This window comes from Lutibacter sp. HS1-25 (assembly GCF_004121075.1).
Taxonomy (GTDB): domain Bacteria; phylum Bacteroidota; class Bacteroidia; order Flavobacteriales; family Flavobacteriaceae; genus Lutibacter.
In genome coordinates, this window is record NZ_RHLN01000157.1 from 11,287 (window position 1) to 37,873 (window position 26,587).

Here is a 26,587-nt window from a genome sequence, read left to right on the forward strand (position 1 = left end):
TTGTTAAATTTCGTTTTTATTAAAAAATTGAAACTTGAAAATTGTTTTAATTTTTTTTCTGAAATTGCTTCTCTTTTTTGGTAAATCTCCTAATATAGATTCAGCTTCGTTGATATTGGAACCGTTTACAATAAAGTTAATTTTAGATGCAGCAGTTTCTAATAAATTGCTTAGAGCAGTTTGGTCTGCTTCTGTCCAAACCCTGTTAGCTCTGCAAATTAGGATGTCTAAATCTGTTTGAGACATCAATTCTGCAGGGTAATTATTATAAATTAAAGCAGGTAATTCAATAATTACAAAATCTGGTGTAAAATCAAGTTTTATATTATTTTGCTCAATAATATCTGTATAGCTTTTTGCTTGATAAAACTTTTCATCAATTGGAATGGTGTGAAATTCCGCAGGTTCTAAATAGCTAGAAACTTCTGCTAAAAACGGATTGTTAATATCTACCCTAGGGTCTGAATATCCTAAAATTTTGTTGATGAAAGAAAATTTACCTTGTTGTTTTAGTGGCTCTTGTTTGCCAGAAAAATTAAGAAATAATACTTTTTTTCCTTCCGATTTTAAGGTTTTAGCAATGTTTCCTGCTAAAACAGTTTTTCCTTCTTTTTTTTGAGTGCTAAATACTGCTATGGTTTTTATTTTATTTTCTGAAGAATGCGTGCTGAAAAATTGGGTTATATTTTGCGTAATTATTTCAATTAACCTTTTTTGTACATAGGGTAATTGTATGCTTCCTGGATCTAATATCATTTTTGGCATCATTCCTAAGGCAGGTAAACCTAAAATTTTACTAGCTTTTTTAGGATTTTTTAAAGTTTCATCAAAAAATTCCATAACCAAAATAGTAGCCAAAATTAAAATACCACCTAAAAATGCTGCGGCAATAATAAGTATAGCTCTTTTAGTTGGGTTTGGAGATAATGGATAATATGGTGGGTCAATTGTTTTTAAGTTAGATGACAATTCGTTGTCTTGTAATTTTAATTTTGCAAGATTTAAACCATGAAGAATTTCTAAATACCCTTGTTCTGAAACTGAAATTTCTCGTTCAATTCTTTTAATATTTGCGCCGGCAGGTGCGTAAGTGGCATATTGTTCTTCAAATTTTTTATTCTGTTGATCCATTACATCAATCTTTGCCTTCAGATTTTCAGCTTCAACAACATTGTTTATCCAATCAGGAAGTACTTTGTTAATTGGAACTCCGTCAATTGAATTTTCGTATTTGTATTTTTTATTTATACTTTCCTTAATTTCGTTGTCTAAAGTTTCTTGTTGTTGTTTTAATTTATTTAATAATGCAAGAGTTTGCTCGTTAGTACTAGCGCTGGTTTGTGGATCTAATAAAGCAATTTGGTAATTAAGTTCTCCTAATTTTCTTTTTTTCTCAATTACTATATTGTTTTCGTGTTGAATTTGTTGACGAATTTCTAAATTTTCTTCAAGCCTTTTGGTAGCGGCTTGTGTTCCTGCAAGTTGTGCTTTTTTGTTGTTGTAATCAACTTCCATATCTTCCTTAACTACAGCAACAGCCTTACTTTGCTCGTAATAGTTGATAATTTTGTAAGACTTGTTAAACTCTAATAGTTTGTCTTCAGCTTCCTTTAGGGCAGTTCTGGCAAGTTCTAATTGTTCTTCAAAATATTTTACAACTGCATCTGACCTGTTTTCTTTTATGTTTTTATAATTTTTTATACAAACATCATTATAAATAGCAAGTGTTTGCTGGCAAATACCTGGGTCGTTAACGGTATAACTTAATTTAATTAAATCACTACTGTTAATTCTTTGTGCTTTAATACTTGATAGTACTTTAAGCGAATAATGATCGTCATCATCATAATTAAGAATCTCATACACAAAATTGTCGTTACTGCTTTTCATTAAATTTGTTAAATTTTCGACAGTTTTTTCGTAGTTGTAACGGTTTATCTCAGGAGGTAATATGAGATTTATTGATTCATTTATTAATATTGAATCAAGTATAGGTGAAGAATTATTGTAGCCAGTTTCAATGTAACTGCTTAAGTCATTTGGTATTTTTAGTTTAAACTCATCATATAATTTTTTTGAAATATATTTTGGGTTTGCTTCAGGTAGCATAAGATGAAGTGTTAATAGTCTTATTGCAACTTCTTCTTGAGTTTCTCTTGAATTGATGATGTTTATTAAATTATCAAAGGCAATATTTGTAGCAAAATAATTGAAGGTTTTATCCATTTCTATAGATGATCCTGTTGCAAGACCAGTATATAGCATAGTTTCTGATGAATATTCAAAATTGGGTTTACTTGTTAGTATTAAAACCAATAGAGCAAGTAAAAAAGGCACTAAAATTAATAGGGCCAAATTTTTTAATATCAATCTTATAAGTTCAATTATTTTCATTTTTTTAATTTGAATTGTCTAATGTGAATCCAACGGTGTTTTCAAGTAATTTTTTAGCTAAAAAATATTCTGATTTAGCTGTTTCAAATTCGGATTCTATTTTTGAAGTTATATCTGAAATACGTGTGTATTCTAAAATTGGAATTACACCATTTCTAAACTCTTTTTCTACCATTTCCATGTTCACTTTTGCATTTCCTAAGTTTTGAGATTTTATGCTTAATAATTTTTGTTTTAATATAATTTCCTGATATTGTTTAATAACCAATTGGCGTATTTCATTTTTCATGCCTTCTTCCATACTTTTAGCTTGATCTACTTCAAGTTGGGCTTGTTTAATTTGATCTTTTCTGTTTACAATATCAAAAATTGGGAACTTAAGATATACGCCAACACCATAATTAAATTGAGTTGTTGAGGTTGAAAGAAGGTTAGAATCTCCAGCCTCTACACTGTATGAGCTATTGTTAAGGTTTCCATATTCGGCATCTGCCTGCAATCCAAAATTTCGTGTCCAGTAATTTCGTTCTGATTTTACCAAAGATTCTGTCCTTTCAATGCCTAATCTTCTAAACTCAACAGTTGGATTGTGTTGAATTGCGGCCTCAATTAAATCATCAAGTGGAGGAAGAAGAATTTCTTTGGGCATATCTTTTATGTCACTTGTTTGCGCTAATGTTACAGCTGCAAAACAGCAATTAAAAATGATAAAGAAGATATTTTTTGAAATTTTTTTCATTGTTTAATAATTCAATAATATTGTATTTGGTTAAACTGAACCTGATTGAAGTAGGGCAGGTATGGTGCGTAAAATTAGTTTTATATCGTACCAAAATGAATAATTATCACCTTCAAAATGATCTGCATATTCATTGTCTAATCGCATTCTTTCTTCTTCAGACATAACGCCTCCTTTTCCTCTTAATTCTACTTGCCAAAGACCTGTAATTCCTGGAGGGGCTAAAAATCGTTTTGATAGTGTGTCTGCAGTAAGCAATTCAGCTTCGTATACAGGTAGAGGTCTGTTTCCAACAATAGACATATCTCCTTTTAATACATTAATTAGTTGTGGTAATTCATCTATACTGGTATTTCTAATAAATTTACCAACTTTGGTAACTCTAGGGTCGTCTAAAATTTTAACAAAAGTAGAGCTGTTATTAGCTGCTTCAATTTTTTGAACATTATACCAATAATCACAAATTTGATGTGTGTCTATATACATTAATGGAGAACATGTTTCGCCTTCTGGCAATGCGTTGCATCTAGGGCAAGTTGTTTCTAATGTTTCACTTTTGGTTTCTGTTTTATATTGATTTTTTTCTTTTGCTAATTTTTTTAATAATTCATCAGAACCAGTTCTCATGGAGCGAAGTTTGTAAAAATCAAATGTTTTACGTCCAACTCTTTTAGATATGTAATAAACTTTTCCTTTAGACTCTAACCTAATTGCCAAAATAATTAATAGTAAAAATGGTGAAGCTACTAAAAGTACTGAGCTGGCAACAAAAATATCAAAAAGTCTTTTTGATAAGGGCATTTTGTATACCTGTGGTTTTTTGTTGGTTACATTTTTATCTTTTAAACTATTTTTATATTTACAAAGAAAAGGAAGTCTTGTTATTAGATTTTCTGATAAAGAAGGTGAGATAACATAAAAATCATCCACTCGTTTTTTGAAAGCTAATTTGAATAGATCCTGACTAAATTCTTGAGTTAAAAGTATAAAAGGTGTAGCGTTAAATTCACCGCGCTCTCTTATCCAATCAAATAAAAACATTCCATTGCTGCCTGTAAGGTTGTAATCGCAAATAATGGCATCAGGTTTTTGGTTTGAGTTTAGATAATTTACTGCGTTAAGGTTATTGTGAACAACTGTTAATTCAAAATTTTCATCTTGTTTTAACTTTTCTGACGAATCATTTTCGTTTCCTATGTATAATATTTTTAAAGATGAATTCATATTAATTTTTGGTTTGAATAAATTGATTGATGTTGTTAGCAAATTACCATTCTATTGCATAATGAATTGGAAAAAGGTTTTTTTTAACCAGTTCTTCAAGCTCTTCAGGGTTAAAAGGTTTTGTTAAATAATCTTGTGCTCCAAGTTTGTAAGACTTAATACGCTCTTTACTTTCAGATCTTGCAGATAACATTATAATAGGTGTGTGTTTGGTAAAACCTCTTTTTCTAACGTTTACCAAAAAATCATATCCATCCATTTCAGGCATTTGAATGTCGCTAAGTATTAGGTCTGGAAGATTGCCTTCTAGCCATTCCAACGCTTCTAATCCGTTATTAATTGAAACAACTTCATAGCTTTCTGAAAGAAAATTTTCAAGTAAAAGGCAAATGCTTAATTCGTCGTCTACTACTAATATTTTTTTCTTCATAATCTTATTATTTATTTATATTAAAATCATTTTTTAATTTTTCAATAACTTCTTCAGATAGACTTATAAATTTTGTTAATTCTACCTCTAGCTCTTTTATTTCAAAATTCTGCAATAATAGCGTGTCTATTAGAAGTAATTTTTGTTGTGCTTGTGGAGCGCCAAAGTATGTTAATGTGGGTTTAATTTTATGTGTTAGTTTTTTTAAGGCTGAAAAGTCTTTTTCAGAAAAAGCAGCTTTAATTTCTTCAATAGATTGTGTTATTTCTTCCACAAAAACATTCACTATTTTAACAACCTGTTCTTGATTACCTCTACACATTTGGTTAATTAATTTAAGGTCGTATAGCTCATCTTGAGGTAGATTTGAATTTGGTGTTAAGTCCATATGTATTCTTTTTGAGGTATTAAGTTTTTTGTTTTTATCATTCCATAATTAAGGAAATATTTCATTAATTATGGAATGATATTTTAGGTCTGTTATTATTTATAAATGAGTTTTATTGAATTAAATAACTGATTTAAAAAATTCTATGGTTTTTGTTAAACCTTCTTCTAGTTGTATTTTAGGTGCCCAATTAAGTTCTTTTTTAGCTAAAGAAATATCTGGTTGTCTCATCATTGGATCGTCAGAAGGTAATGGTTTAAATATTAATTTTGATTTTGATCCAGTAAGTTTAATTACTTTTTCAGCCAATTCAAGAATGGTAAACTCATTTGGATTACCCATGTTTACAGGTCCTATAAATTGATCTGGTGAAGCCATCATTTTAATCATGCCTTCTACCAAGTCATCAACATATTGGAAACTTCTGGTTTGTTGTCCTTCTCCATAAATTGTGATATCTTGATTTTGTAAGGCTTGCACAATAAAGTTAGAAACTACCCTGCCATCATTAGGGTGCATTCGTGGGCCATAAGTATTAAATATTCTAATAATTTTAATTTTAACCTTATTTTGTTTGTGGTAATCTATAAACAAGGTTTCGGCACAACGTTTCCCTTCATCGTAACAAGAGCGTTCTCCAATAGGATTTACATGTCCCCAATAAGATTCTTGTTGAGGGTGAACCTGTGGATCACCATAAACTTCACTAGTAGAAGCTTGTAATATTTTGGCATTTATTCTTTTTGCTAATCCTAACATATTAATAGATCCCATAACTGAGGTTTTTACCGTTTTTATGGGGTTGTGTTGATAATGTATTGGTGAAGCAGGACAAGCAAGGTTGTAAATTTCGTCAGCTTCAATAAAGTACGGAGCTGTAACATCGTGTCTTATTAATTCAAAATAAGGGTTGTCTAATAAATGTACAATGTTTTGTTTTTGCCCAGTAAAAAAATTATCGAGACAATAAACTTCATTACCTTCATTTAATAAGCGTTCGCATAGGTGGGATCCAACAAATCCAGCACCTCCAGTAATAAGAATTTTTTTATGTGTCATGGTGTTTTATAATAAAGTTTGATTAATTTTTATAAGATTTCTAACTATTTTTAATTAATTGAAGTAGCGGGAATTTTGGTTTTTGCTGTGTCAACTCCAATACAGTAATAGTTAAAACCATATTGTTTCATTTCATCTTTATCATAAATATTTCTTCCATCAAATATTGTAGGGGTATTTAATAATTTATGTATTATTTTAAAGTTAGGAATTTTAAACTCTGGCCATTCTGTAAGTATCGCTAAACAATCGGCGTCAATTAATGCTTCATATTGATCTTTATAATAAGAAACGCTATCGGCAAAATGGTGTTTAGCTTCTTCCATTGCTACAGGATCGTATACTTTTACAATAGCACCAGCTTCTAATAGTTTTTTAACAATAATTAATGATGGAGCTTCGCGCATATCATCTGTTTGAGGTTTAAATGAGAGACCCCATAATGCAATTGTCTTTCCTGCTAAATCTCCTTCAAAAAATTTATTTATTTTATTAAAAATAACTAATTTTTGATCTTTATTAACTTCCTCTACAGCTTTAAGAACTCTAAGGTTGTAATTAAATTCACCGCCGGTTCTTATCAATGCTTGTACATCTTTAGGAAAACAAGATCCGCCATAACCAATACCAGGGTAAATAAATTTATTTCCAATTCTAGAGTCTGAGCCAATACCATTTCTTACCAAATTAATATCTGCGCCAACAATTTCACATAAGTTTGCAATATCGTTTATAAAACTAATTTTTGTAGCTAGCATTGCATTTGCGGCATATTTGGTCATTTCTGCAGAAACGATATCCATAAAAATAACAGGGTGGCCGTTAAGTGTAAAAGGTTTGTATAAACTTTTCATCAATTCTTCAGCTTTTGAACTATTCAATCCAATCACAATTCTGTCAGGTTTTAAAAAATCGGCAATGGCAGCACCTTCTTTTAAAAACTCAGGATTAGAAGCAACATCAAAATCAATATTTACATTTCTTTTATTTAATTCATCCTGAATGGCATTTTTTACTTTTTCAGAAGTGCCAACAGGTACAGTACTTTTAGTAACTACCAATAAATAATCATTCATGTTTTTACCACAATCACGCGCAACTGATAATACATATTTTAAGTCGGCACTTCCATCTTCATCAGGTGGTGTTCCAACTGAGATAAAAAGAACTTGACATTCTTTTATTGCTTCAGCAATATTTGTTGTAAAATTTAAACGGTCTTTTTTCATATTACGAACTATCATTTCTTCCAATCCAGGTTCGTAAATTGGTATAATTCCATTATTTAGATTGTCAATTTTTTTACTATCAATGTCAACACAAACAACATTAATACCTACTTCAGAAAAGCAAGCACCAGTTACAAGTCCAACGTATCCACTTCCAACAATTGCGATTTTCATAATATTTTATTTTTTAATGGTTAATTATTGTCTATTAAATGTACTAATATTGTTTGAAAAAACAACAATTTTAAACGCTTGAAAATCAGCTGTTTAAAAAATATTATTTTTTTCATGTTTCAGATTTACGTCAGGTATTACAAAATTTGGAATTTTTTTTAACCTAAAAATATGCTAATTGTTTGCTATTTCGTACCATTTATACTTAAAAATAGTATTTTTCCTAAAATTGTCTATATTTCGGAAATATTTTTTATATTGCAGTGTTATTTGTTTTTCAAATAACGATTTTTAAAATCAATCACATCATTTTAAACTTTTTTTATGGTTGAATACAATATATTTATAGTTGAAGATGATCCTTGGTACGGTGAAATATTACGTTACCATCTTAGTCTGAATCCAGATTATAAGGTTTCGTTGTTTCCAACAGGGAAAGAGTGTCTTTCCAAAATGTGGACTCAACCAGATTTAATTACAATCGATTTTTCGTTACCAGATATCACAGGTGATAAACTCTATCAAAAAATTAAAGAAACTGACCCAGATATACCTGTTATTATTATTAGTGGGCAAAAAGATATTGCTGTTGCGGTAAACCTTCTTAAGATGGGGGTGAAAGATTATTTGATAAAAGATGATTCAACAAAAGATTTATTGTGGAATAGTGTGTTGCGTTTGCGTGAAACTCAAATATTAAAAAAAGAAGTTGAGTTTTTGCGAGAAGAATTAGGTCAGAAATATTCATTTAATAAGTCAATTATTGGTCAAAGTAATGCCATGATGGATATTTTTAAGCTGATGGAAAAGGCTATTAAAACCAATATCAATATTTCTATAACAGGAGAAACAGGAACAGGGAAAGAATTGGTTGCAAAAGCAATTCATTATAATAGTGTTAGAAAGAAAAAGAATTTTGTGGCAGTTAATATGTCTGCAATTCCAGAAGGGTTAATAGAAAGTGATCTTTTTGGACATGAAAAGGGCGCTTTTACGGGTGCTGTTTCACGTAAAATTGGTAAGTTTGAAGAAGCCAATGGAGGAACTATTTTTTTAGATGAAATTTCTGAACTTAGTTTAGGGCTTCAATCTAAGTTGCTTCGTGTTTTACAAGAAAGAGAATTGATTAGAGTAGGTGGAAATGAAAATGTAAAATTAGATGTTCGAATTATTGTGGCGACCCATAAAAACCTTGTAGAAGAAGTGAAAAAAGGAAACTTTAGAGAAGATCTTTTTTTTAGAATTATGGGGTTGCCAATAGAGCTACCTCCTTTAAGAGATAGGGGAAATGATATTTTAATTCTTTCAAAACATTTTTTAAATGATTTTGTGACTGAAAATAATATGGGAGTAATTGGTTTTTCAAAAAAAGCAAAAGAAAAACTTTTACAATACTATTATCCTGGAAATGTAAGAGAATTGAAGGCAATGGTTGAATTGGCTGCGGTAATTTGTGAAAATAATGAAATAACTGAAAATGACATCACCTATACGTCAACAAACAATGGTGAGGCATTTTTGTTTGTTAAAAAAACACTGAGACAACATACTCGAGACATAGTAAAGTATTATTTGAATAAAAACAACAACGATGTAATTGAGACTGCCAAATCTTTAGATATTGGTAAAAGTACTATTTACAAAATGATAAAGGATGGTGAGTTGATTTAATGTTGTTTTTCCGTATTTTGGAATATTTTCTTGAAAATGGAAAAAATACGAATTAGAGATTTATTTTAAGGTGCTAAAATATAAGCGGTTACAATTTGTTTTTATTTTGGTATAATTTTAACTGTACATTTTGATTAATGAATAACCCATTAGTTAAATACTATTACTATGAATACATCACTTTATAAGTTTACTGAAAACATTTGGACAAAACATCAAAAAAGTCAATCATTGGATGACGATAAAGCTCAGTTGGTTTTATGTTTTGGTTCTAAAACAATGCTTGAAGATAAAGACATTTATTCAACTGTTAAAACCAAATTTCCTGCTGCTCAAATTTCAATTTGCAGTACGGCTGGCGAAATTTATCAAGATAATGTTTATAGTGATTCCTTAGTTGCGGTTGCTATAAGTTTTGATAAAACAAAAATGGAAGCAAAAACGATTAATATCAACGATTTTGACACTAGTTACAATGCTGGTATTGGTTTGGTAAAAAAAATACCCAAAGAAAACTTAGCTTATTTAATGGTCTTGTCTGATGGGAGTTTGGTAAATGGAAGTGAATTGGTAAAGGGTTTGTCTACACAGGTAAATGAAGATGTTTTAATAACAGGTGGGCTTGCTGGTGATGGGGCAAATTTTGAATCTACACTTTTAGGATTAAATAAACAGCCTAAAGAAGGTGAAATTATAGCTATAGGGTTTTATGGAGACAACTTAAATGTTGAACACGGTTCTCAAGGTGGTTGGGATATTTTTGGCTTGGAAAAAAGAATAACAAAATCTACAGACAATGTGTTGTTTGAATTAGAAGGGCAAAACGCTTTAGAGCTGTATAAAAAATATTTAGGCCCTGAATCTAAAAATTTACCAGGTGCAGCACTTTTATACCCGTTGTCAGTTGTTATTCCAGGAGCTAGTAAACCTATTGTTCGTACTATTTTATCTATTAATGAAGAGGAAAAGAGTATGACATTTGCTGGTGATGTTCCTGTTGGTTCACAAGTAAGATTTATGAAATCTAATTTTACTAAATTAACAAATGCGGCTTCTGAGGCGGCTTCTAAAACTTCAGTAAATCGCAAAAATCAACCCGATTTGGCAATATTGATAAGTTGTGTTGGTCGTAAACTTGTTTTGGGAGAAAAAATAGATGAAGAAGTAAAAGCAGTAAGTAATTCTTTTAATAATGAAACAATATTGGCTGGTTTTTATTCGTATGGTGAAATTTCACCTTTTAATGAAGGAGGTGACTGTCAGCTACACAATCAAACTATGACAATTACTTCTTTTTATGAGGATTAATAACAATTAAAAAAATAAACTATGTACGGTATCGTAAACAAAGCTATTCAAGACCTTATAACTGAAACTTTTGGAGAAGATAAGTGGGAGGCTGTAAAAGAAAAAAGCGCAGTTGATATAGAGTTTTTCTTAAGTAATGAACCTTATGATGATGATATAACGTACAAATTAGCCGGAGCAGCTTCAGAAGTATTAGGTATTTCTGTAGGTGAAGTTTTGCAAGCTTTTGGTGAGTGGTGGATTTTAAAAACAGGAAAGGAAAAATATGGAGGTTTGATGGAAGCGGGTGGAAATAATTTGAGAGAGTTTCTGGTAAATCTTCCGCTGTTTCATAACCGAATTATGTTAATGTATCCTAAATTAACACCGCCCGAGTTTAAAGTTAGTGATTTAGAAGAAAATGCTATTCAGGTACATTATTTTTCTAAACGAGAAGGGTTGCAAGAGTTTGTGAGAGGATTGATGCATGGGTTAGGTAAGATGTATGGAGTAGAAGTTGATGTAGTGTTAATTCAAAGCCGTAATGATGGTAGTACTCATGAGATATTTAAAGTAAGCTGGTAAATTATGGGTAATTTCTTTTCTTTTAACGAAAAACAATTAAACAGGCTTTTTCCTTTTTATATTTTGATTAACAGGGAAATGAAAGTTGTTTCTTACGGAAAATCTATAAGTAAATTGTATGATTTTAAAAATATCGAATTGTTTAATGATTTTTTTACAATCCCAAGACCTTATACTCAAATAAATTCCTTTAATGATTTAATTGCGTTAGAAGATCACTTAATTGTTTTAGAGTCTGTAACTTCAGATAAACTAAAATTACGAGGGCAATTTGAGTATATAGAATCAACTGAAAATATATTGTTTGTTGGTTCTCCTTGGTTTGGTTCTATTGAGCAATTAAAAGAAAATAATTTAATAATTAACGATTTTGCCAAGCATGACCCAATTGTTGATTTGTTAAATGTGCTTAAATCTCAGGAAATTACCAATGATGAACTTAAAGAGTTGGTTACAACAATTGTTAAACAAAAAAATGATTTAAAAAAAGCCAATAAGGAAATTTATAATATAGCTTTATTTCCAAAGCAAAATCCAGATCCAAATATTAGAATAAACTACGATGGAGATTTGATTCAAAACAATCCTGCAGCTTCTAATTTAGACTTTATTGAGTATGAAGGTGTTACGTATCGTATCGATTTGTTTTTTAAATTTATAATAGCAGATTTAGATAAAAGTATTAAACGATGGAGTTTTGAAGCAAGATCTAACGATATAGATTATTCTTTTGGCTGTGTGTCTATGCCTGAAGAGGGATATATAAACATTTATGGTAGAGATATAACCGAGCAAAAAAGAAATCAACAAGAGTTAGAGAAGTTGTCACTTATTGTTCAGGAAACTACAAACGCTGTAATAATTACAGATTCTAATGGTAAGTTAGAATGGGTAAATAAAGCTTTTGAAAGAATTACAGGTTATAAATTGGCAGAAGTGAAAGGAGAAACACCAGGTAAATTTTTACAAGGTAAAGAAACAGATCCTGAAAGTGTTGCTTACATGAGAGATCGGATTAAAAATTCCTTGCCTTTTACTTGTGAAGTTTATAATTATAAAAAGTCAGGTGAAGGTTATTGGTTAAGAATTAATGGTCAGCCAATTTTTGATAAAAAGGGTAAAGTGACTCATTTTTTCGCATTAGAGGAAGATATTACTTCAGAAAAGCAAGCTCAAGAAAAAATAAAAGCTGCTGCTACCAGAATGGCTTCGCTTATTTCTAATCTTCATGATGGGGTATTGTTAGAAAACAATGACCATACTGTTGCTTTAACAAATAAACGTTTTTGTGAGTTATTCAATATAAATATAACGCCAGATCAAATGATAGGTGTTAGTTGTTCAAATATGGCTAATCAAGCCAAACATTTGTTTAAAGATCCTGAGTTGTTTGTTTTAGGTATAGATAAAATATTAAAAAACAAAGAATTAGTTTCGGGTGAACAATTAGAATTGGTTGATGGTCGTATTTTTGAGCGTGATTTTATTCCAATTTGGAATGATGAAAATTATGATGGACATCTGTGGATGTATAATGATATTACTGAAAAAATAGCTATTGATAAAAAATTAGAAGATTTACGTGTTTTTTATGAAAGAATTCTAGATAATATCCCTTCAGATATTGCTGTATTTGATAAAAACCATCACTATTTATATGTTAATCCAAGAGGAATTAGTGATCCAAAAATCAGAAAGTGGATTATTGGTAAAAAGGATGAAGATTATATTAAAAAAAGAAAAAAACCAGCAAGTTTACTAGATAGTAGAAAGAAAATATTTGAAGATATTATCAAATCAAAGGCGCTAAAAAGTTGGGAAGAAGAATTTAAACAACCAGACGGTACAAGCAAATATATCTTACGAAACATGTATCCAGTTGTTAATAATGATAATGAGATAGATATTGTTATTGGTTATGGTGTTGATATTACACATATTAAAACAATTCAGCAACAAATAGTTGAGAGCGAAAAAAAATATAAAGATGTAATTGAAAATAGTTTAGCCTTAATTGCAACACATGATATGGATGGTAGGTTGCTAACTTCAAATCCAATGGTGAGCACACTTTATGGTTATGCAGATGATGAATTTAATGGACGTTGTTTGGTTGATTTTTTACCCGAAGAAGACAAGCCTTTATTTAATGAAAATTATTTAAGTTTAATCAAAAAAAACAAAGCTGCAACAGGTATATTTAGGGTTTTACATAAAAATGGAGATGTTGTTTATACTTTATTTAATAACTTTTTAAAAGAAGAACCAGGAAAAGAACCTTATGTAATTTGCTTTGGAGTCGATATTTCTCAGCGTATTTTGGTAGAAAAGGCATTAAAGAAAGAGAAAAAAGTTACTGAAGAATTGGCGCAGACCAAACAAAATTTTGTGGCAAATATGAGCCATGAAATTAGAACGCCTATGAATGCAATTATGGGGATGAGTCGTCAATTGCAAAAATCAACTTTAAATGATGAGCAACATAGCTATTTAAACAATATCATAAAAGCTTCTGAAAATTTATTGGTAATTATCAATGATGTTCTTGATCTTGCTAAGTTGGAAGCAGGAAAACTGTCAATTGAAAAAATAGGTTTTGAATCTAAATTAGTTGTAGGAGGAGTAATGCAAGTAATGATGCATAAAGCAGAGGAAAAAGGACTTAAAATAACAAATTCATTCTGTGATCCCAAAATGGCATCAATATTATTAGGTGATCCTTTTCGTATAAACCAAATATTATTAAATCTGGTTTCAAACGCAATAAAATTTACAAATGTTGGTAGTATAGATATTAGTTGTGAAGTTTTATCTGAAGATGAAAAAACCCAAAACGTTCAGATAAAAGTAGCAGATACTGGGATAGGTATGGAGGCTTCATTTTTGAAAAATTTATTTCAAAAATTTACTCAAGAATATGAATCTGTTGCTCGAAATTTTGGAGGAACAGGGTTAGGAATGAGTATTACCAAATCTTTAGTTGATGCTATGGGTGGAGAAATTTTTGTAGAAAGTGAAAAAAACAAAGGAACAAAGGTGTATGTTAGGTTTAATTTTGAAAAAGGAACTGTTTTAGATTTACCACAAAAAAGCAACGGATTTATCAATACAAACAATTTAAAAGGTAAAAAAATATTGGTAGTTGATGATAATAGAATGAATAGAATGGTGGCAACACTAATTTTAGAAGAATATGAAATGCTTAGTTTTGAAGTTGAAAATGGCGCAGAAGCTGTAGAATATTTAAAAAGCAACCCTTGTGATTTGGTGCTTATGGATCTTCAAATGCCTGTCTTAAATGGTTATGAAGCTACAAAAGTAATTAGAGAAGAATTAAATCTATCTATTCCAATTATTGCTTTAACAGCAAATGCAATAAAAGGTGAAAGTGAAAAGTGTATTTTAGCAGGTATGAACGACTATTTGTCTAAACCGTTTGAAGAGGAACCATTTCTTAAGATAATTACCGATTGGATAGATAGATCTAGAGATCTAAATGCTATTTATATAAAATAATATGCAAATTCCATTATATGATTTAAGGAAACTAGAGGAGATTGCAAAAGGTAATAAGCAGTTTGTAGATAAAATGATTCAATTATTTATTGATGAGACTCCTAAGTCTGTAGCAGAATTAAAATCTGCATATGAAAATGGAGATTATGAAAAAGTAAAATCAATTGCTCATAGGATAAAACCTTCTATAGAAATTCTTGGTATAGCTGTTTTAAAAGATGAGATAAATGTAATTAAAGCGCATATAGCTGAGTTAAAATCTTCAGACCATATTGGTAAATGGACATTTAAACTTGATACATTGGTTAACGATGTAGTAGCTAGTTTAAAAAATAGAGAATAATTGGTAATTTTCTATGGTAATGTCCTGTCAAGTGTGTAAAATAAAAACGGCTCTCAATTGCTTGAGAGCCGTTTAATTTTTATAAAAATATTTCTATAAATTTCCTTTTAAAACCAATAAAGGAATTCTACTATCAAAATCTTCTTTTTTAATGCTATCAGATTCTAACAATCTATTTAAAAAACCTCTTTTATTTCTAATTACACATAAAATATTTGGGTTAACTTGATTTAAATATTCTAAAACACCGTGAAATACAGTTGCATTTTCAGAGTAAATAATTTCATCACCAATGGCTTTAAAATCTTCATGAAGTACATTGTCTTCAGGGTCATTTTTAGGTGTAATAATATGAATTAAGCTAATTTTTGAATTAAATAATTTGCTAATATGTGATAAAGGATCTAAGATATTGTCATGATTTAACAAGCCAGATCTTACACCTAACATTACTCTTTCTATAGGTTCAAACTTAAATCCTTTAGGTACAATAATCATTGGGATATCAGTTTTTTTAACAAAACTCCCTGTAATTGGCCCTAAATATAAAGTCGAATCTTTAGTAACTGGTTTGGCTGAAGCAATAATTAAATCGATACTTAATTCTTTTTCTAATACAGAAATGCTGTCTAAAATGTTTCCTTTAATGGTTATTTTAGTAATGTCAACATTTTTAATGTCAACTTTTTCCATGATTTCAGCCAGTTCCATTTTTCCTTTTTTGGCTAAAACATCGTTCACATTTTTTAATGAAGCTCCTATTCTTGGAACTCCGTATGCTTGCACTACAAAAATTTTACTTCCTGAAACAGTGGCAAAATCTATAGCGTATTGCAATGTAGAAACTGCTGTTTTTCTACTCCCTAAAGGCACTAATATGTTTTTCATTAAATAGTTTATAAGTATTAATTATAAATTTTAATATCTATAATATTCTGGTTTAAAAGGACCTTCAACTTCAACACCAATATATTTTGCTTGATCTTCGCGTAAAGTTTCCAATTCAACACCAATTTTGGCTAAGTGTAAACGCGCTACTTTTTCATCTAAAATTTTTGGCAACATGTAAACTTCATTTTTATAAGCTTCATTGTTATTCCATAATTCTAATTGTGCCAATGTTTGATTTGTAAATGAGTTACTCATTACAAAACTTGGGTGCCCTGTTGCACAACCTAAATTTACCAAACGACCTTCAGCTAAAATAATAATTTCATTTTTACCTACAGTATATTTATCAACTTGAGGTTTGATTTCAACTTTTGAAGCACCATAATTTTTATTCAACCAAGCCATGTCAATTTCATTGTCAAAATGACCAATATTACAAACAATTGTTTTGTCTTTCATTGCTTGAAAATGACGAGCCTGAACAATATCTTTGTTACCTGTAGTTGTTATAATAATGTCAGCATTTCCAACAACCGTTTCTAAACGTTTTACTTCAAAACCATCCATTGCAGCTTGTAATGCACAAATAGGGTCAATTTCAGTAACAGTAACAATAGATCCAGCTCCTTTAAAAGATGCTGCAGTACCTTTACCTACATCACCATAACCGCAAACAACAACACGTTTACCTGCTAACATAATATCAGTTGCACGTCTAATTGCATCTACAGCACTTTCTCTACATCCGTACTTGTTATCAAATTTAGATTTTGTAACAGAGTCGTTTACATTTATTGCTGGCATTGGCAATGTTCCTGCTTTTACACGGTCGTATAAACGGTGAACACCTGTTGTGGTTTCTTCACTTAAACCTTTAATTCCTGCAGCTAATTCAGGATAACGATCTAATACCATATTTGTTAAATCACCACCGTCATCTAAAATTAAATTCAGCGGTTTTTTGTCTTCACCAAAAAACAAAGTTTGCTCAATACACCAGTCAAATTCTTCTTCATTCATACCTTTCCAAGCGTATACTGAAATTCCAGCAGCAGCAATTGCAGCAGCAGCCTGATCTTGAGTAGAAAATATATTACAAGAACTCCATGTAACTTCAGCACCCAAATCAACCAATGTTTCAATTAAAACAGCAGTTTGAATAGTCATGTGTAAACAACCAGCAATTCTAGCACCAGCCAAAGGTTTTTGCCCTTTAAACTCTTCTCTTAAACTCATTAAACCTGGCATCTCTGCTTCAGCTAACTCAATTTCTTTACGTCCCCAATCTGCAAGGTTTATATCTTTTACCTTATATTTTACGTAAGTTGATGTTTCTGTACTCATAATTATTAAATTTGTTTTTTAATTTTAAGCAATTAATTACTTTTGATTTTAGTCGTTGCAAAAGTACAAAATAGATTTGAGAAACTAAATGCCTTTATATAAAACCATTAAACCAAATAGTTGCACTTGTATTTATGTGTGGAAAATTGATGATTCATTTGATGAATTAGCCTCAGAAATTGCAATGACAAACAGAAGTCAGCAGCGCTTGTTTTCTATGAAAAGTGAAATACATAAACGTGGTTTTATTGGTGTACGACATTTGTTGAAAGAAGCTGGTTATACCGATTTTGATTTGTATTATAACGGAAATGGAAAACCGCACTTAACCAACGGAAAACATATTTCTATAACGCACTCTTTTACCTTTGCAGCCATTGCTATTAGTGATAATGAAGTAGGTATTGATATTGAAAAAAATAGGGAAAAGATTAAAATTATTCAGCATAAATTTGTCAATTTTGAAAGTGGATTTATTCATAAAGACGACGATTATATTCAGCAATTAACCGTTATTTGGGGTGCTAAAGAAAGTTTGTATAAAATTTATCCGCACGGTGGCCTGACTTTTAAAAATGATATTGATATCGATTCTTTTCAAATGGCAAACAAAAAAACAACAGGAATTATTAAAGTGAAAGATTGGAACAAAAAATACGATATTGGTTTTGAACAACTAGAGAATTTTACCTTAGTTTATGCTTTAGAACCTGTTAATAATGATTAAATCTGTTTTAGAATTTATACAAAACGCTTCAAAAAAAGGTGAAAAATTATTGGCGATTTTATTAGATCCCGATAAAACTTCGGTGGAAGAAATTCCAGCTATTTCAAAAAGAATAGAATCTTTAAATGCACATTTTATTTTTGTAGGTGGAAGCTTTGTAGCACCTGGAATTACAGATATTTTTGTTCAAAAATTAAAAGAAAATACACAAATTAAAGTGATTTTGTTTCCGGGAGATTACTCACAAGTCACAAACAATGCTGATGCTTTGCTTTTTTTATCACTGCTTTCGGGTAGAAATCCCGAATATTTAATAGAACAACAAATAAAAGCGGTTCCTTTTTTAAAAAATTCGACTTTAGAAATTATTCCAACAGGTTATATTTTAATTGATGGTGGTACAAATTCATCAGTTTTAAAAGTGAGTAAAACAAGACCTATTTCACAAAATAATATAGAATTGGCCGTTTCCACAGCTGTTGCTGGTATGTACAAAGGCAAACAATTGATTTATTTAGAAGCTGGTAGTGGAGCAAAAACAGTTGTTAATGCTCAATTAATTTCAGAAGTTAAAAAAAATATCACTATTCCGTTAATTGTGGGTGGTGGAATAAGATCAAAAGAACAATTAAATACTGCTTATAAAAATGGTGCCGATTTGGTGGTAATAGGCACTGCTTTTGAAAATAATATTGAAATATGAATGATGTAATTGAAGCTCTTTTTGGCCAATATAGCGGCTATGAAACAATAGATATCGCACTTGAAATAATTGCAATATTGTTTGGTTTTTTATCTGTATGGTATTCAAAAAACAACAAAATTTGGGTGTATCCAACCGGTATGGTTAGTACCTTAATTTTTGTGTATTTATTGTTGAAATGGGGATTGTTGGGCGATATGCTTATCAATGCCTACTATTTTATAATGAGTATTTATGGATGGTATATTTGGACTCGAAAAGTAGATGCTACCCATCATACACCAATTTCAAGAACCACAAAAAAAGAAAAACAAACTTCAGTAATTATATTTATATTAACCTTGGTTTTTGTTTTTATAGTGTATCAAAGTTTCGATAAATGGAATAGTTGGGTAGCTTATGTTGATACCATAACTACAGCCATATTTTTTGTGGGTATGTGGTTAATGGCAAAACGAAAAATTGAAAACTGGATTTATTGGATAGTTGGTGATATTATATCAATTCCATTGTATTTTTACAAAGGATTTACGTTTACAAGCTTTCAATATCTTATCTTTACAATTATAGCTGTTTATGGCTATTTAGAATGGAAAAAAATCTTAATCAACAATCAGTAAATATAGTACGAATTGTTTTGTTTGGGCCAGAAAGTACTGGTAAAACAACACTATCTCGTCTTTTAGCACGCCATTACAATACAGTTTGGGTGCGTGAGTTTGCTCGTGAATATTTACAGGAAAAATGGAATAATGAACGTAAAACCTGTGAAAGTTCTGATTTAATTCCCATTGCTATTGGGCAAATGAAATTAGAAAATGAATTGGTGCAAAAAGCAGATAGATTGCTAATTTGTGATACCGATTTGTTAGAAACCAAAGTGTATTCTGAAGAGTATTATGGCGGTTTTGTTGATGCTGATTTAGAAAAAGCAGCCATTGAAAATAAGTACGATTTGTATTTATTAACTTATATTGATACACCTTGGGATGAAGATGATATTAGAGACCGACCAGAGTTGCGTATTGAAATGTTTAATGCTTTTGAAAATGCACTCAAAAAATACAATCGTCCCTATATTTTATTAAAAGGTGAAAAAGATTTTAGATTAGAAACAGCTATAAATGCCATTGATGAAATTTTAAAATCAAAGCCTAATTTACAAAGATTTTCAAAAAAATGATTGCTGAAAACCTCATAAAAGAATTAAAATTTAAAACTGTTAGAAGTGGTGGTGCTGGCGGACAACATGTAAACAAAGTTTCTTCAAAAGTTGAACTAATTTTTGACCTTCAAAATTCTGTTGAATTGTCTTCCGAAGAAAAAGAATTGCTACTAAAAAACCTTCAAAATAAACTTACCAAAGAACAGGTTTTATTGTTAAATTGTGACGAAAGTCGCAGTCAGCATAAAAATAAAGAAATTGTAATTGACCGATTTTTACAAATTATTGCCAACGGATTAAAAGTTCAAAAAAAGCGAAAAGCATCAAAGCCAACCAAATCTAGCATTCAAAAGCGCTTGGATAAAAAGAAAAAACAGGCTTACAAAAAGGCTTTTCGTTCTAAACCAAAATTAGAATAAATTTTTTATTTTTTTATTAAAATCTTATTTCCTAAGTTTGCCACGTCTCAAAAGGGGTGCCTATAACGGCTGAGATCAAACCCATTGAACCTGAACAGGTAATGCTGTTAAGGGAAACGTTTTAACAAAAAGTTTGTTAAAACACAATACTAATAATTATTCAAATCATCGATTAATTACCTCTTTTTAAATCGTTTTATTTTATAAAAAAGATGAAACCATTTTTAAAATCAAAATTTAACAAAGTAACATTTTTAGTCACTTTATTTATCATTGCTTTTGCTTCAAACGCAAATGCACAAAATTTTTACACACTTTCTGGTAAAGTAGTTGACGGTGTAAATTCGGTTGAAGGTGCTTCAGTAGTTTTAAAAGGAACTAAAACTGGAGTTTCTACAGATGCAGATGGAAATTTTTCATTCAATCTAAAAAAAGGAACTTACACTTTGCAGGTAAGCTTTATGAGTGCGCCAAAAGAAGTTAAAGTACAACTAAACAAAGATGTTTTAATTAATGTTGATTTATCTGATAGTTTTGAAAGTTTAGATGAAGTTTTAGTGTCTGCAGTTCGAGTAAAATCAGGCGCTCCAGTAACTTTTAGCAACGTAAGCAAAGAAGAAATTAAAGACCGAAATTTAGGTCAGGATATTCCAATTTTATTAAACTATTTACCTTCAGTTGTAACGACTTCAGATGCTGGTGCAGGTGTTGGATACACAGGGATTAGAGTGCGTGGTAGTGATGCAACTAGAGTAAATGTAACTATCAACGGTATTCCTTACAACGATGCAGAAAGCCAAGGTACTTTTTGGGTTAATATGCCCGATTTCGCTTCTTCAACAGAGAGTTTACAATTACAACGTGGTGTAGGAACTTCAACCAATGGTTCTGGTGCATTTGGAGCTAGTTTAAACTTGTTAACCGATGCCGTTTCTGAAGATGCTTTTGGAGAATTAAGTGGTTCAGTTGGTTCTTTTAATACCACAAAAATTACGGGAAAATTTAGCACAGGTTTGTTAAATGACCATATAGAAATTTCAGGAAGAGTCTCAAAAATTGATTCTGACGGATATATTGACAGGGCTTACTCAGACCTTTCTTCTTACTTTCTACAAGCTGCTTATGTTGATGACAATACGTTAATTAAAGCCATTACTTTTGGTGGTCACGAAAAAACTTATCAGTCTTGGTACGGTGTAACCAAAGAAGAAATGGAAGAGTTTGGAAGAACTTACAATCCGTATACGTATGAAAATGAAGTTGACAATTACAATCAAGATCATTACCAATTGCATTGGAATGAAACTATTTCTGAAAACTGGTCTACAAACATTGCTTTTAACTACACCAAAGGAAAAGGGTATTTTGAGCAGTTTAAAGATGGTGAAGATTTTGCAGATTACGATCTTACTCCAATTGTTATTGGTGGAGAAACTATTGATGAAACCGACTTAATTAGAAGACGTTGGTTAGACAATGATTTTTATGTTTTTAATGCGAATGCAACTTATACTAATACCAATTACAATGTGATTTTTGGAGGATCTGTTAGTAGTTATACTGGAGATCATTTTGGTGAAATTATTTGGGCTGAGTATGCTAGTAATTCTGAAATAAGAGACAGGTATTATGAAAGTGAAACTCAAAAAACAGATTCAAATATTTTTGCGAAACTAGATTACAAATTTAGTGAAGCTTGGTCTTTATTTGTTGACTTGCAAGGTCGTTTTATTTCTTTTGAAACCAATGGATTAACGTCTGATAGAACACCAATAAATGTTGACGAAAATTATTCGTTCTTCAATCCAAAAGCAGGTGTAACTTATCAAATAAATGGATACAATGGTTTGTATTTGTCGTATGCCAAAGCAAGCAGAGAACCAAATAGAAACGATTTTGAGAATGGTATTTCTAAATCTGAAAAGCTTAACGATTTTGAATTGGGTTGGAGAATTAACAAAGAAACTTTTAAAATTAATAGTAACATTTATTATATGTTATACAAAGATCAATTGGTGTTAACAGGTGCAATTGATGATGTTGGTTCTCCTATTAGAGCTACTAGTGATAAAAGCTACCGTTTAGGATTAGAAATTGATGCTGCAGTAAAAATTTCAAATAAGTTTAGTGTATTGCCTAACGTAGCCATTAGCAGCAATAAAAACATTGATTTTCCTGCTTATTTAGATGGTGAAGAGCTTATACTTAAAAGCACAAACATTGCATTTTCTCCTAATTTTATTGCAGGAAACAACCTGGTATACCAACCAATTTCAAACCTTAAATTATCATTGTTATCTAAATTTGTTGGTGAGCAGTATATGGGAAATATTGATGCCGAAAACTCAAAGTTAGACAGCTATTTTGTAAACGATTTAAATGTTTCTTATGAAATTACACCAAATAAAATTGCAAAATCTATTCGTTTTGATTTGTTAGTAAATAACATTTTTAATGCTGAATATATTTCAAATGGATATTACTATACGTATGATGATGATTGGTCTGTACCTGGTGAAGTAACTACTTTAGATGGTGCTGGTTATTATCCACAAGCAACTATTAACTTTTTACTAGGAGCTACCGTACGTTTTTAAAACGCAATAAACACATTTTTAAACCTCATATAGTTGCTTTAAGCTACTTTATGAGGTTTTTTTTTAGACAGTTAAATAGTTAATAATTGGTAAGTGTATCTTTTAAAAAAGTGACAAACTAAATAATCACATCACACTCAAAAGTTTCATATTTTTTATCAATTACCAATTTTCTGTGTTCTCTAAACAATCGGTATTCTTTAGATTTTTCTAATTTTAGACGATCCTCTTTTGAATTCCAGTATTCAACCAAAAAAAAGCGATCCTGTTCATTCCTGTCTTTAAAAATATGAAAATGATCTAATCCTGCAGGTTTGGCTTCGGTTAATTCCTCAAAATTTTGTAATTCAACAAATGAAATACCTTCGCCTTCTTTTACTTTAAATGAGACTATATAGGTGTACATGTTGGTATGGTTTTACTCAAATTTACAATTCTATTTTTGTAAAAATGGTAACTTAAATCAGTTTTTCAGTTTTTTTTAAATAAAAGTGTAATTTTAAACAAAATAATTTATAAGATTGGCTGGAATTTATATACATATACCGTTCTGTAAACAAGCATGTTACTATTGCGATTTTCATTTTTCTACTTCTTTAAAACACAAAGAAGCACTGTTAAATGCAATTGTAAACGAATTGATTTTGCGCAAAAGCGAATTTAAGCAACAAAAAATAGAAACTATTTATTTTGGTGGTGGTACGCCATCGTTGTTAACTGTTATTGAAATTCAAACTTTATTAAATACAGTTTATCAAAATTATACGGTAGTTTCAAATCCTGAAATTACGTTGGAAGCCAATCCAGATGATTTATCTGAAGAAAAAATTATTGAACTTTCTAAAACACCAATCAACCGATTGAGTATTGGAATTCAATCTTTTTTTGAAGACGATTTAAAATTTATGAATCGCGCACACTCAGCCGAAGAGTCAAAAAAATGTTTGACAGTTGCTACGCAGTATTTCGACAATATTACCATCGATTTAATTTACGGAGTACCAAATATGTCTTCTGAAAAATGGAAAAAAAACCTGCAAATTGCATTTGAATTTGGTGTGCCGCATATTTCGAGTTACGCTTTAACGGTTGAAGAAAAAACAGCTTTGGCTAATTTTATAAAAAAAGGAAAATTACCAGCAGTTGATGAAGAACTGGCTTTAGCGCATTTTGAGATTTTGGTTGCTGAAACTGAAAAACAAGGCTTTGTACAGTACGAAATTTCTAATTTTGGCAAACCAGCTTATTTTTCAAAGCACAATATGTCTTATTGGTTGGGCAAAAAATATTTAGGTGTTGGTCCGTCAGCGCATTCGTTTAACGGTGATAAGCGCAGTTGGAATATTTCAAACAATACAAAATATACCAAATCAATTACTGAAAAAATATTGCCAAATACCGTTGAAACTTTGTCGGTTGAAAATAGATTTAACGAATATATTATGACAGGTTTACGAACCATTTGGGGCGTTTCACTTGCTAAAATAGAGCGTGAATTTGATGTTGAAATTCTGCGGCAATTTATTAAAAACACCAATCCGTTTATCAAAAAAGGGTTGCTTAAAATTGAAGAAAATACTTCAGAAAAATTTTTAATCACCACCAAAAAAGGTAAATTTTTAGCTGATGGTATTGCCAGTGATTTGTTTATAATTTAATTTTTATTGTACTATTTTATATATATATTTGTAACCAATGTGTAATGTTGTGTAATATGGTTATAAAAGATTATTATTCGCTTACTGAAGCGGCTGAGGTGTTAGGTAAAAGTAAAGAAACATTAAGAAGATGGGATAATGATGGAAAATTAAAAGCACTTCGTGAGCCAATAAGTAATTATAGAATTTATAAAAAGGAGCAATTAAATTTGTTTCTAGATATGTCAACCAATGACTTTGAAAATGAGGTTGATAATGCTGTTGTTCCAAATAAAGAGTATAGAGTCTTAGAGCTTTTTGCTGGAGCAGGAGGTTTAGCAATTGGATTGGAGAAGTCTGGAATTAAATGTGTTGCACTTAATGAAATTGATAAATATGCTTGTCAAACATTAAGAGAAAATAGGCCGAATTGGAATGTGTTAGAGGGTGATATAAGAACACTTGATTTTTCAAAATATAGAAATAAGGCAGAAATTGTAACCGGAGGATTTCCATGTCAGGCATTTAGTTATGCAGGCAAAAAACTTGGCTTACAAGACGCTAGAGGTACTTTGTTTTATGAGTTTGCAAGGGTTGTACAAGAGGTAAATCCTTTGATTTGTATAGGCGAGAATGTTAAGGGTTTATTATCTCACGAGAAAGGAAAAACAATTCAAGGGATGATCTCAATTTTAGATGAAATCGGTTATAATGTTGTCCCTGTTCAAGTATTAAAAGCTATCGACTACAAAGTCCCTCAAAAAAGGGAAAGAGTTATTTTAGTAGGAATTAGAAAAGATGTTGAAAGTTCTTTTTCGTACCCAAAACCTTATACTAAAATATATAATTTGTCAGACGCATTAAAAAAAGGAGAACTATATAATTGTGATGTGCCAAAATCTGAAGGTTCTAAGTATCCTGAACACAAGAAAAAAGTATTAAAACTTATACCTCCAAAAGGTTATTGGAGGAATTTACCATTAGATATTCAAAAGGAATATATGGGTAAAAGTTTTTATTTAGGAGGTGGTAAGACTGGTATTGCTCGTAGAATTGGTTGGGATGAGCCAAGTTTAACACTAACTTGCAGTCCAGCCCAAAAACAGACTGAAAGATGTCATCCAGAAGAGACGCGTCCTTTTACTGTTAGAGAATACGCTAGAATTCAAACGTTTCCAGATGATTGGAAGTTTATGGGTTCAATTTCGCAACAATACAAACAAATTGGTAATGCAGTACCTTGCAATTTAGGTAAAGAAATTGGCTATTCAATAGTTAATTTTTTAAATGAATATTATTTAAGTTTATCAAAACCTAAATAGTAGCTATAGTTTTCAAATGTAATTTCGTCTAAAATACTTCTTTTAGCTAATTTTGCAGTTTTAGAGATTTCATTTAAAGCAGAGTTTTTGGTTAAATCAGTATCTTTTTTATTTAATAAAAAGTCATCAATTGCTTTTGGTAGTATACTGTAAAGTTCAAAAAAAGCATTGTCATTTCCTGTAAGTAATTTATAAAATTGATCACCAGAAATTTTAAAAATGCGACTATGACTATATTCCTTTCCGTTAATTTCGCCAAACCATTTTTCATGAAAACTGTTTTTTGCTAAAATTTGAACCCAATAACAAGAAGCTTGTTTATAAGTGTCAGCATAATGTGCTAACTTTTGAAATAAACTTTCTGCAGAGCTGCTATTCATGGTATTGTGTTTATTTTTAATGTCAGCAAATAGTGTATTGTTGGTTGCTTTGATGTCAAATCCACTTAATTGTCCCATTTCATAACCAGTAATTCCACCTAATATTTGTTCATGAAATGTACCGATTGAATTGTTGATTGATTTATCAATTTGACGTTCTATTTCAAATTTTATAAGAGATTCTTCATCTAAATCGTTAAATTTAGCATCAAAAGTTAGTTTTATGGTATCAATTTTGTTATTGTAAAATTTCTTTTTACTGATATCTGCTTTTGCTTTTAAATATGAATTATGAAGATTTTCAATACAAGAGAATAAGTGTTCGTCTGTTATAAAGCTAAGATATTTATGAGCCATTTTTTT

General features: G+C 30.4%; 24 protein-coding genes and 1 riboswitch. Of the genes, 13 read left to right on the top strand and 11 right to left on the bottom strand.

Going from position 1 to position 26,587, the window contains the following annotated elements; all coding sequences use genetic code 11:
• Window positions 1–3: 3 nt before the first annotated feature.
• The 7 genes from EC396_RS15590 to EC396_RS15620 form a co-directional block, all read right to left on the bottom strand.
• On the bottom strand, window positions 4–2,394 hold the full coding sequence (locus EC396_RS15590; RefSeq protein ID WP_129367767.1) for a hypothetical protein: 2,391 nt from the start codon (window positions 2,392–2,394) through the stop codon (window positions 4–6).
• A 4-nt stretch (window positions 2,395–2,398) separates the two neighbouring features.
• Window positions 2,399–3,133 (bottom strand): TolC family protein, encoded by a 735-nt coding sequence (locus tag EC396_RS15595; RefSeq protein ID WP_129367769.1) that lies wholly within the window; start codon window positions 3,131–3,133, stop codon window positions 2,399–2,401.
• 30 nt (window positions 3,134–3,163) lie between these two features.
• Window positions 3,164–4,357 carry a sugar transferase gene (locus tag EC396_RS18255; protein ID WP_129367771.1) on the bottom strand — a complete coding sequence of 398 codons (1,194 nt, stop codon included), beginning with the start codon at window positions 4,355–4,357 and terminating at the stop codon, window positions 3,164–3,166.
• 43 nt (window positions 4,358–4,400) lie between these two features.
• On the bottom strand, window positions 4,401–4,787 hold the full coding sequence (locus EC396_RS15605) for a response regulator (RefSeq protein WP_129367773.1): 387 nt from the start codon (window positions 4,785–4,787) through the stop codon (window positions 4,401–4,403).
• A 7-nt stretch (window positions 4,788–4,794) separates the two neighbouring features.
• Window positions 4,795–5,175 (bottom strand): Hpt domain-containing protein, encoded by a 381-nt coding sequence (locus tag EC396_RS15610; protein ID WP_129367775.1) that lies wholly within the window; start codon window positions 5,173–5,175, stop codon window positions 4,795–4,797.
• 120 nt (window positions 5,176–5,295) lie between these two features.
• Entirely contained in the window at window positions 5,296–6,234 is a 939-nt protein-coding gene (locus EC396_RS15615) for a UDP-glucuronic acid decarboxylase family protein (protein WP_129367777.1), read from the bottom strand.
• A 50-nt stretch (window positions 6,235–6,284) separates the two neighbouring features.
• A complete protein-coding gene (locus EC396_RS15620; RefSeq protein WP_129367779.1) occupies window positions 6,285–7,637 on the bottom strand; it encodes a UDP-glucose/GDP-mannose dehydrogenase family protein in 1,353 nt (450 codons plus the stop codon).
• A 324-nt stretch (window positions 7,638–7,961) separates the two neighbouring features.
• Between EC396_RS15620 and EC396_RS15625 the strand changes: the two genes are divergently transcribed.
• The 5 genes from EC396_RS15625 (at window position 7,962) to EC396_RS15645 (ending at window position 15,039) form a co-directional block, all read left to right on the top strand.
• The gene (locus tag EC396_RS15625) at window positions 7,962–9,308 is read left to right on the top strand and encodes a sigma-54 dependent transcriptional regulator (protein WP_129367781.1); all 1,347 of its coding nucleotides are present in this window, start codon (window positions 7,962–7,964) and stop codon (window positions 9,306–9,308) included.
• 168 nt (window positions 9,309–9,476) lie between these two features.
• Window positions 9,477–10,616, top strand: a complete 1,140-nt coding sequence (locus tag EC396_RS15630; RefSeq protein WP_129367783.1) for an FIST signal transduction protein — start codon at window positions 9,477–9,479, stop codon at window positions 10,614–10,616.
• Window positions 10,617–10,637: 21 nt separating this feature from the next.
• Window positions 10,638–11,180 carry a heme NO-binding domain-containing protein gene (locus EC396_RS15635; protein WP_129367784.1) on the top strand — a complete coding sequence of 181 codons (543 nt, stop codon included), beginning with the start codon at window positions 10,638–10,640 and terminating at the stop codon, window positions 11,178–11,180.
• A gap of 3 nt (window positions 11,181–11,183) precedes the next feature.
• Window positions 11,184–14,696 (top strand): PAS domain S-box protein, encoded by a 3,513-nt coding sequence (locus EC396_RS15640; RefSeq protein ID WP_129367786.1) that lies wholly within the window; start codon window positions 11,184–11,186, stop codon window positions 14,694–14,696.
• A gap of 1 nt (window position 14,697) precedes the next feature.
• Entirely contained in the window at window positions 14,698–15,039 is a 342-nt protein-coding gene (locus EC396_RS15645) for an Hpt domain-containing protein (RefSeq protein ID WP_129367788.1), read from the top strand.
• A 93-nt stretch (window positions 15,040–15,132) separates the two neighbouring features.
• On the opposite strand, the gene EC396_RS15650 is transcribed toward EC396_RS15645, so the two are convergent.
• Together EC396_RS15650 and ahcY are read right to left on the bottom strand one after the other, a co-directional pair.
• The gene (locus EC396_RS15650) at window positions 15,133–15,927 is read right to left on the bottom strand and encodes a universal stress protein (RefSeq protein ID WP_129367790.1); all 795 of its coding nucleotides are present in this window, start codon (window positions 15,925–15,927) and stop codon (window positions 15,133–15,135) included.
• A gap of 30 nt (window positions 15,928–15,957) precedes the next feature.
• A complete protein-coding gene (gene ahcY, locus EC396_RS15655; RefSeq protein ID WP_129367792.1) occupies window positions 15,958–17,274 on the bottom strand; it encodes an adenosylhomocysteinase in 1,317 nt (438 codons plus the stop codon).
• 88 nt (window positions 17,275–17,362) lie between these two features.
• Here ahcY and EC396_RS15660 point away from each other — a divergent pair, with 88 nt between their 5' ends.
• The 6 genes from EC396_RS15660 to EC396_RS15685 all read left to right on the top strand — a co-directional run bounded on the left by EC396_RS15660 (window position 17,363) and on the right by EC396_RS15685 (window position 22,885).
• Entirely contained in the window at window positions 17,363–18,001 is a 639-nt protein-coding gene (locus EC396_RS15660) for a 4'-phosphopantetheinyl transferase superfamily protein (protein WP_129367794.1), read from the top strand.
• The gene (locus tag EC396_RS15665; RefSeq protein ID WP_129367795.1) at window positions 17,994–18,704 is read left to right on the top strand and encodes a geranylgeranylglyceryl/heptaprenylglyceryl phosphate synthase; all 711 of its coding nucleotides are present in this window, start codon (window positions 17,994–17,996) and stop codon (window positions 18,702–18,704) included. Before EC396_RS15660 ends, EC396_RS15665 begins: the two co-directional genes overlap by 8 nt.
• On the top strand, window positions 18,701–19,324 hold the full coding sequence (gene pnuC / locus EC396_RS15670; RefSeq protein WP_129367796.1) for a nicotinamide riboside transporter PnuC: 624 nt from the start codon (window positions 18,701–18,703) through the stop codon (window positions 19,322–19,324). The genes EC396_RS15665 and pnuC overlap by 4 nt, the downstream gene beginning before the upstream one ends.
• Window positions 19,294–19,887: an AAA family ATPase gene (locus EC396_RS15675; protein ID WP_129367797.1), complete on the top strand. Its 594-nt coding sequence runs from the start codon at window positions 19,294–19,296 to the stop codon at window positions 19,885–19,887. Before pnuC ends, EC396_RS15675 begins: the two co-directional genes overlap by 31 nt.
• A complete protein-coding gene (gene arfB, locus EC396_RS15680) occupies window positions 19,884–20,288 on the top strand; it encodes an alternative ribosome rescue aminoacyl-tRNA hydrolase ArfB (protein WP_129367798.1) in 405 nt (134 codons plus the stop codon). The genes EC396_RS15675 and arfB overlap by 4 nt, the downstream gene beginning before the upstream one ends.
• 42 nt (window positions 20,289–20,330) lie before the next feature.
• Window positions 20,331–20,420: riboswitch (TPP riboswitch) on the top strand.
• A gap of 80 nt (window positions 20,421–20,500) precedes the next feature.
• A complete protein-coding gene (locus EC396_RS15685; RefSeq protein ID WP_129367799.1) occupies window positions 20,501–22,885 on the top strand; it encodes a TonB-dependent receptor in 2,385 nt (794 codons plus the stop codon).
• Window positions 22,886–23,003: 118 nt separating this feature from the next.
• Here EC396_RS15685 and EC396_RS15690 read toward each other — a convergent pair whose 3' ends face one another.
• A complete protein-coding gene (locus tag EC396_RS15690; protein ID WP_129367801.1) occupies window positions 23,004–23,291 on the bottom strand; it encodes an antibiotic biosynthesis monooxygenase in 288 nt (95 codons plus the stop codon).
• Window positions 23,292–23,406: 115 nt separating this feature from the next.
• Between EC396_RS15690 and hemW the strand changes: the two genes are divergently transcribed.
• Window positions 23,407–24,543 (top strand): radical SAM family heme chaperone HemW, encoded by a 1,137-nt coding sequence (gene hemW / locus EC396_RS15695; protein WP_129367803.1) that lies wholly within the window; start codon window positions 23,407–23,409, stop codon window positions 24,541–24,543.
• Window positions 24,544–24,599: 56 nt separating this feature from the next.
• A complete protein-coding gene (gene dcm / locus EC396_RS15700; protein WP_129367805.1) occupies window positions 24,600–25,844 on the top strand; it encodes a DNA (cytosine-5-)-methyltransferase in 1,245 nt (414 codons plus the stop codon).
• On the opposite strand, the gene EC396_RS15705 is transcribed toward dcm, so the two are convergent.
• On the bottom strand, window positions 25,817–26,581 hold the full coding sequence (locus EC396_RS15705) for an Eco47II family restriction endonuclease (RefSeq protein WP_129367807.1): 765 nt from the start codon (window positions 26,579–26,581) through the stop codon (window positions 25,817–25,819). The genes dcm and EC396_RS15705 overlap by 28 nt on opposite strands.
• Window positions 26,582–26,587 lie beyond the last annotated feature (6 nt).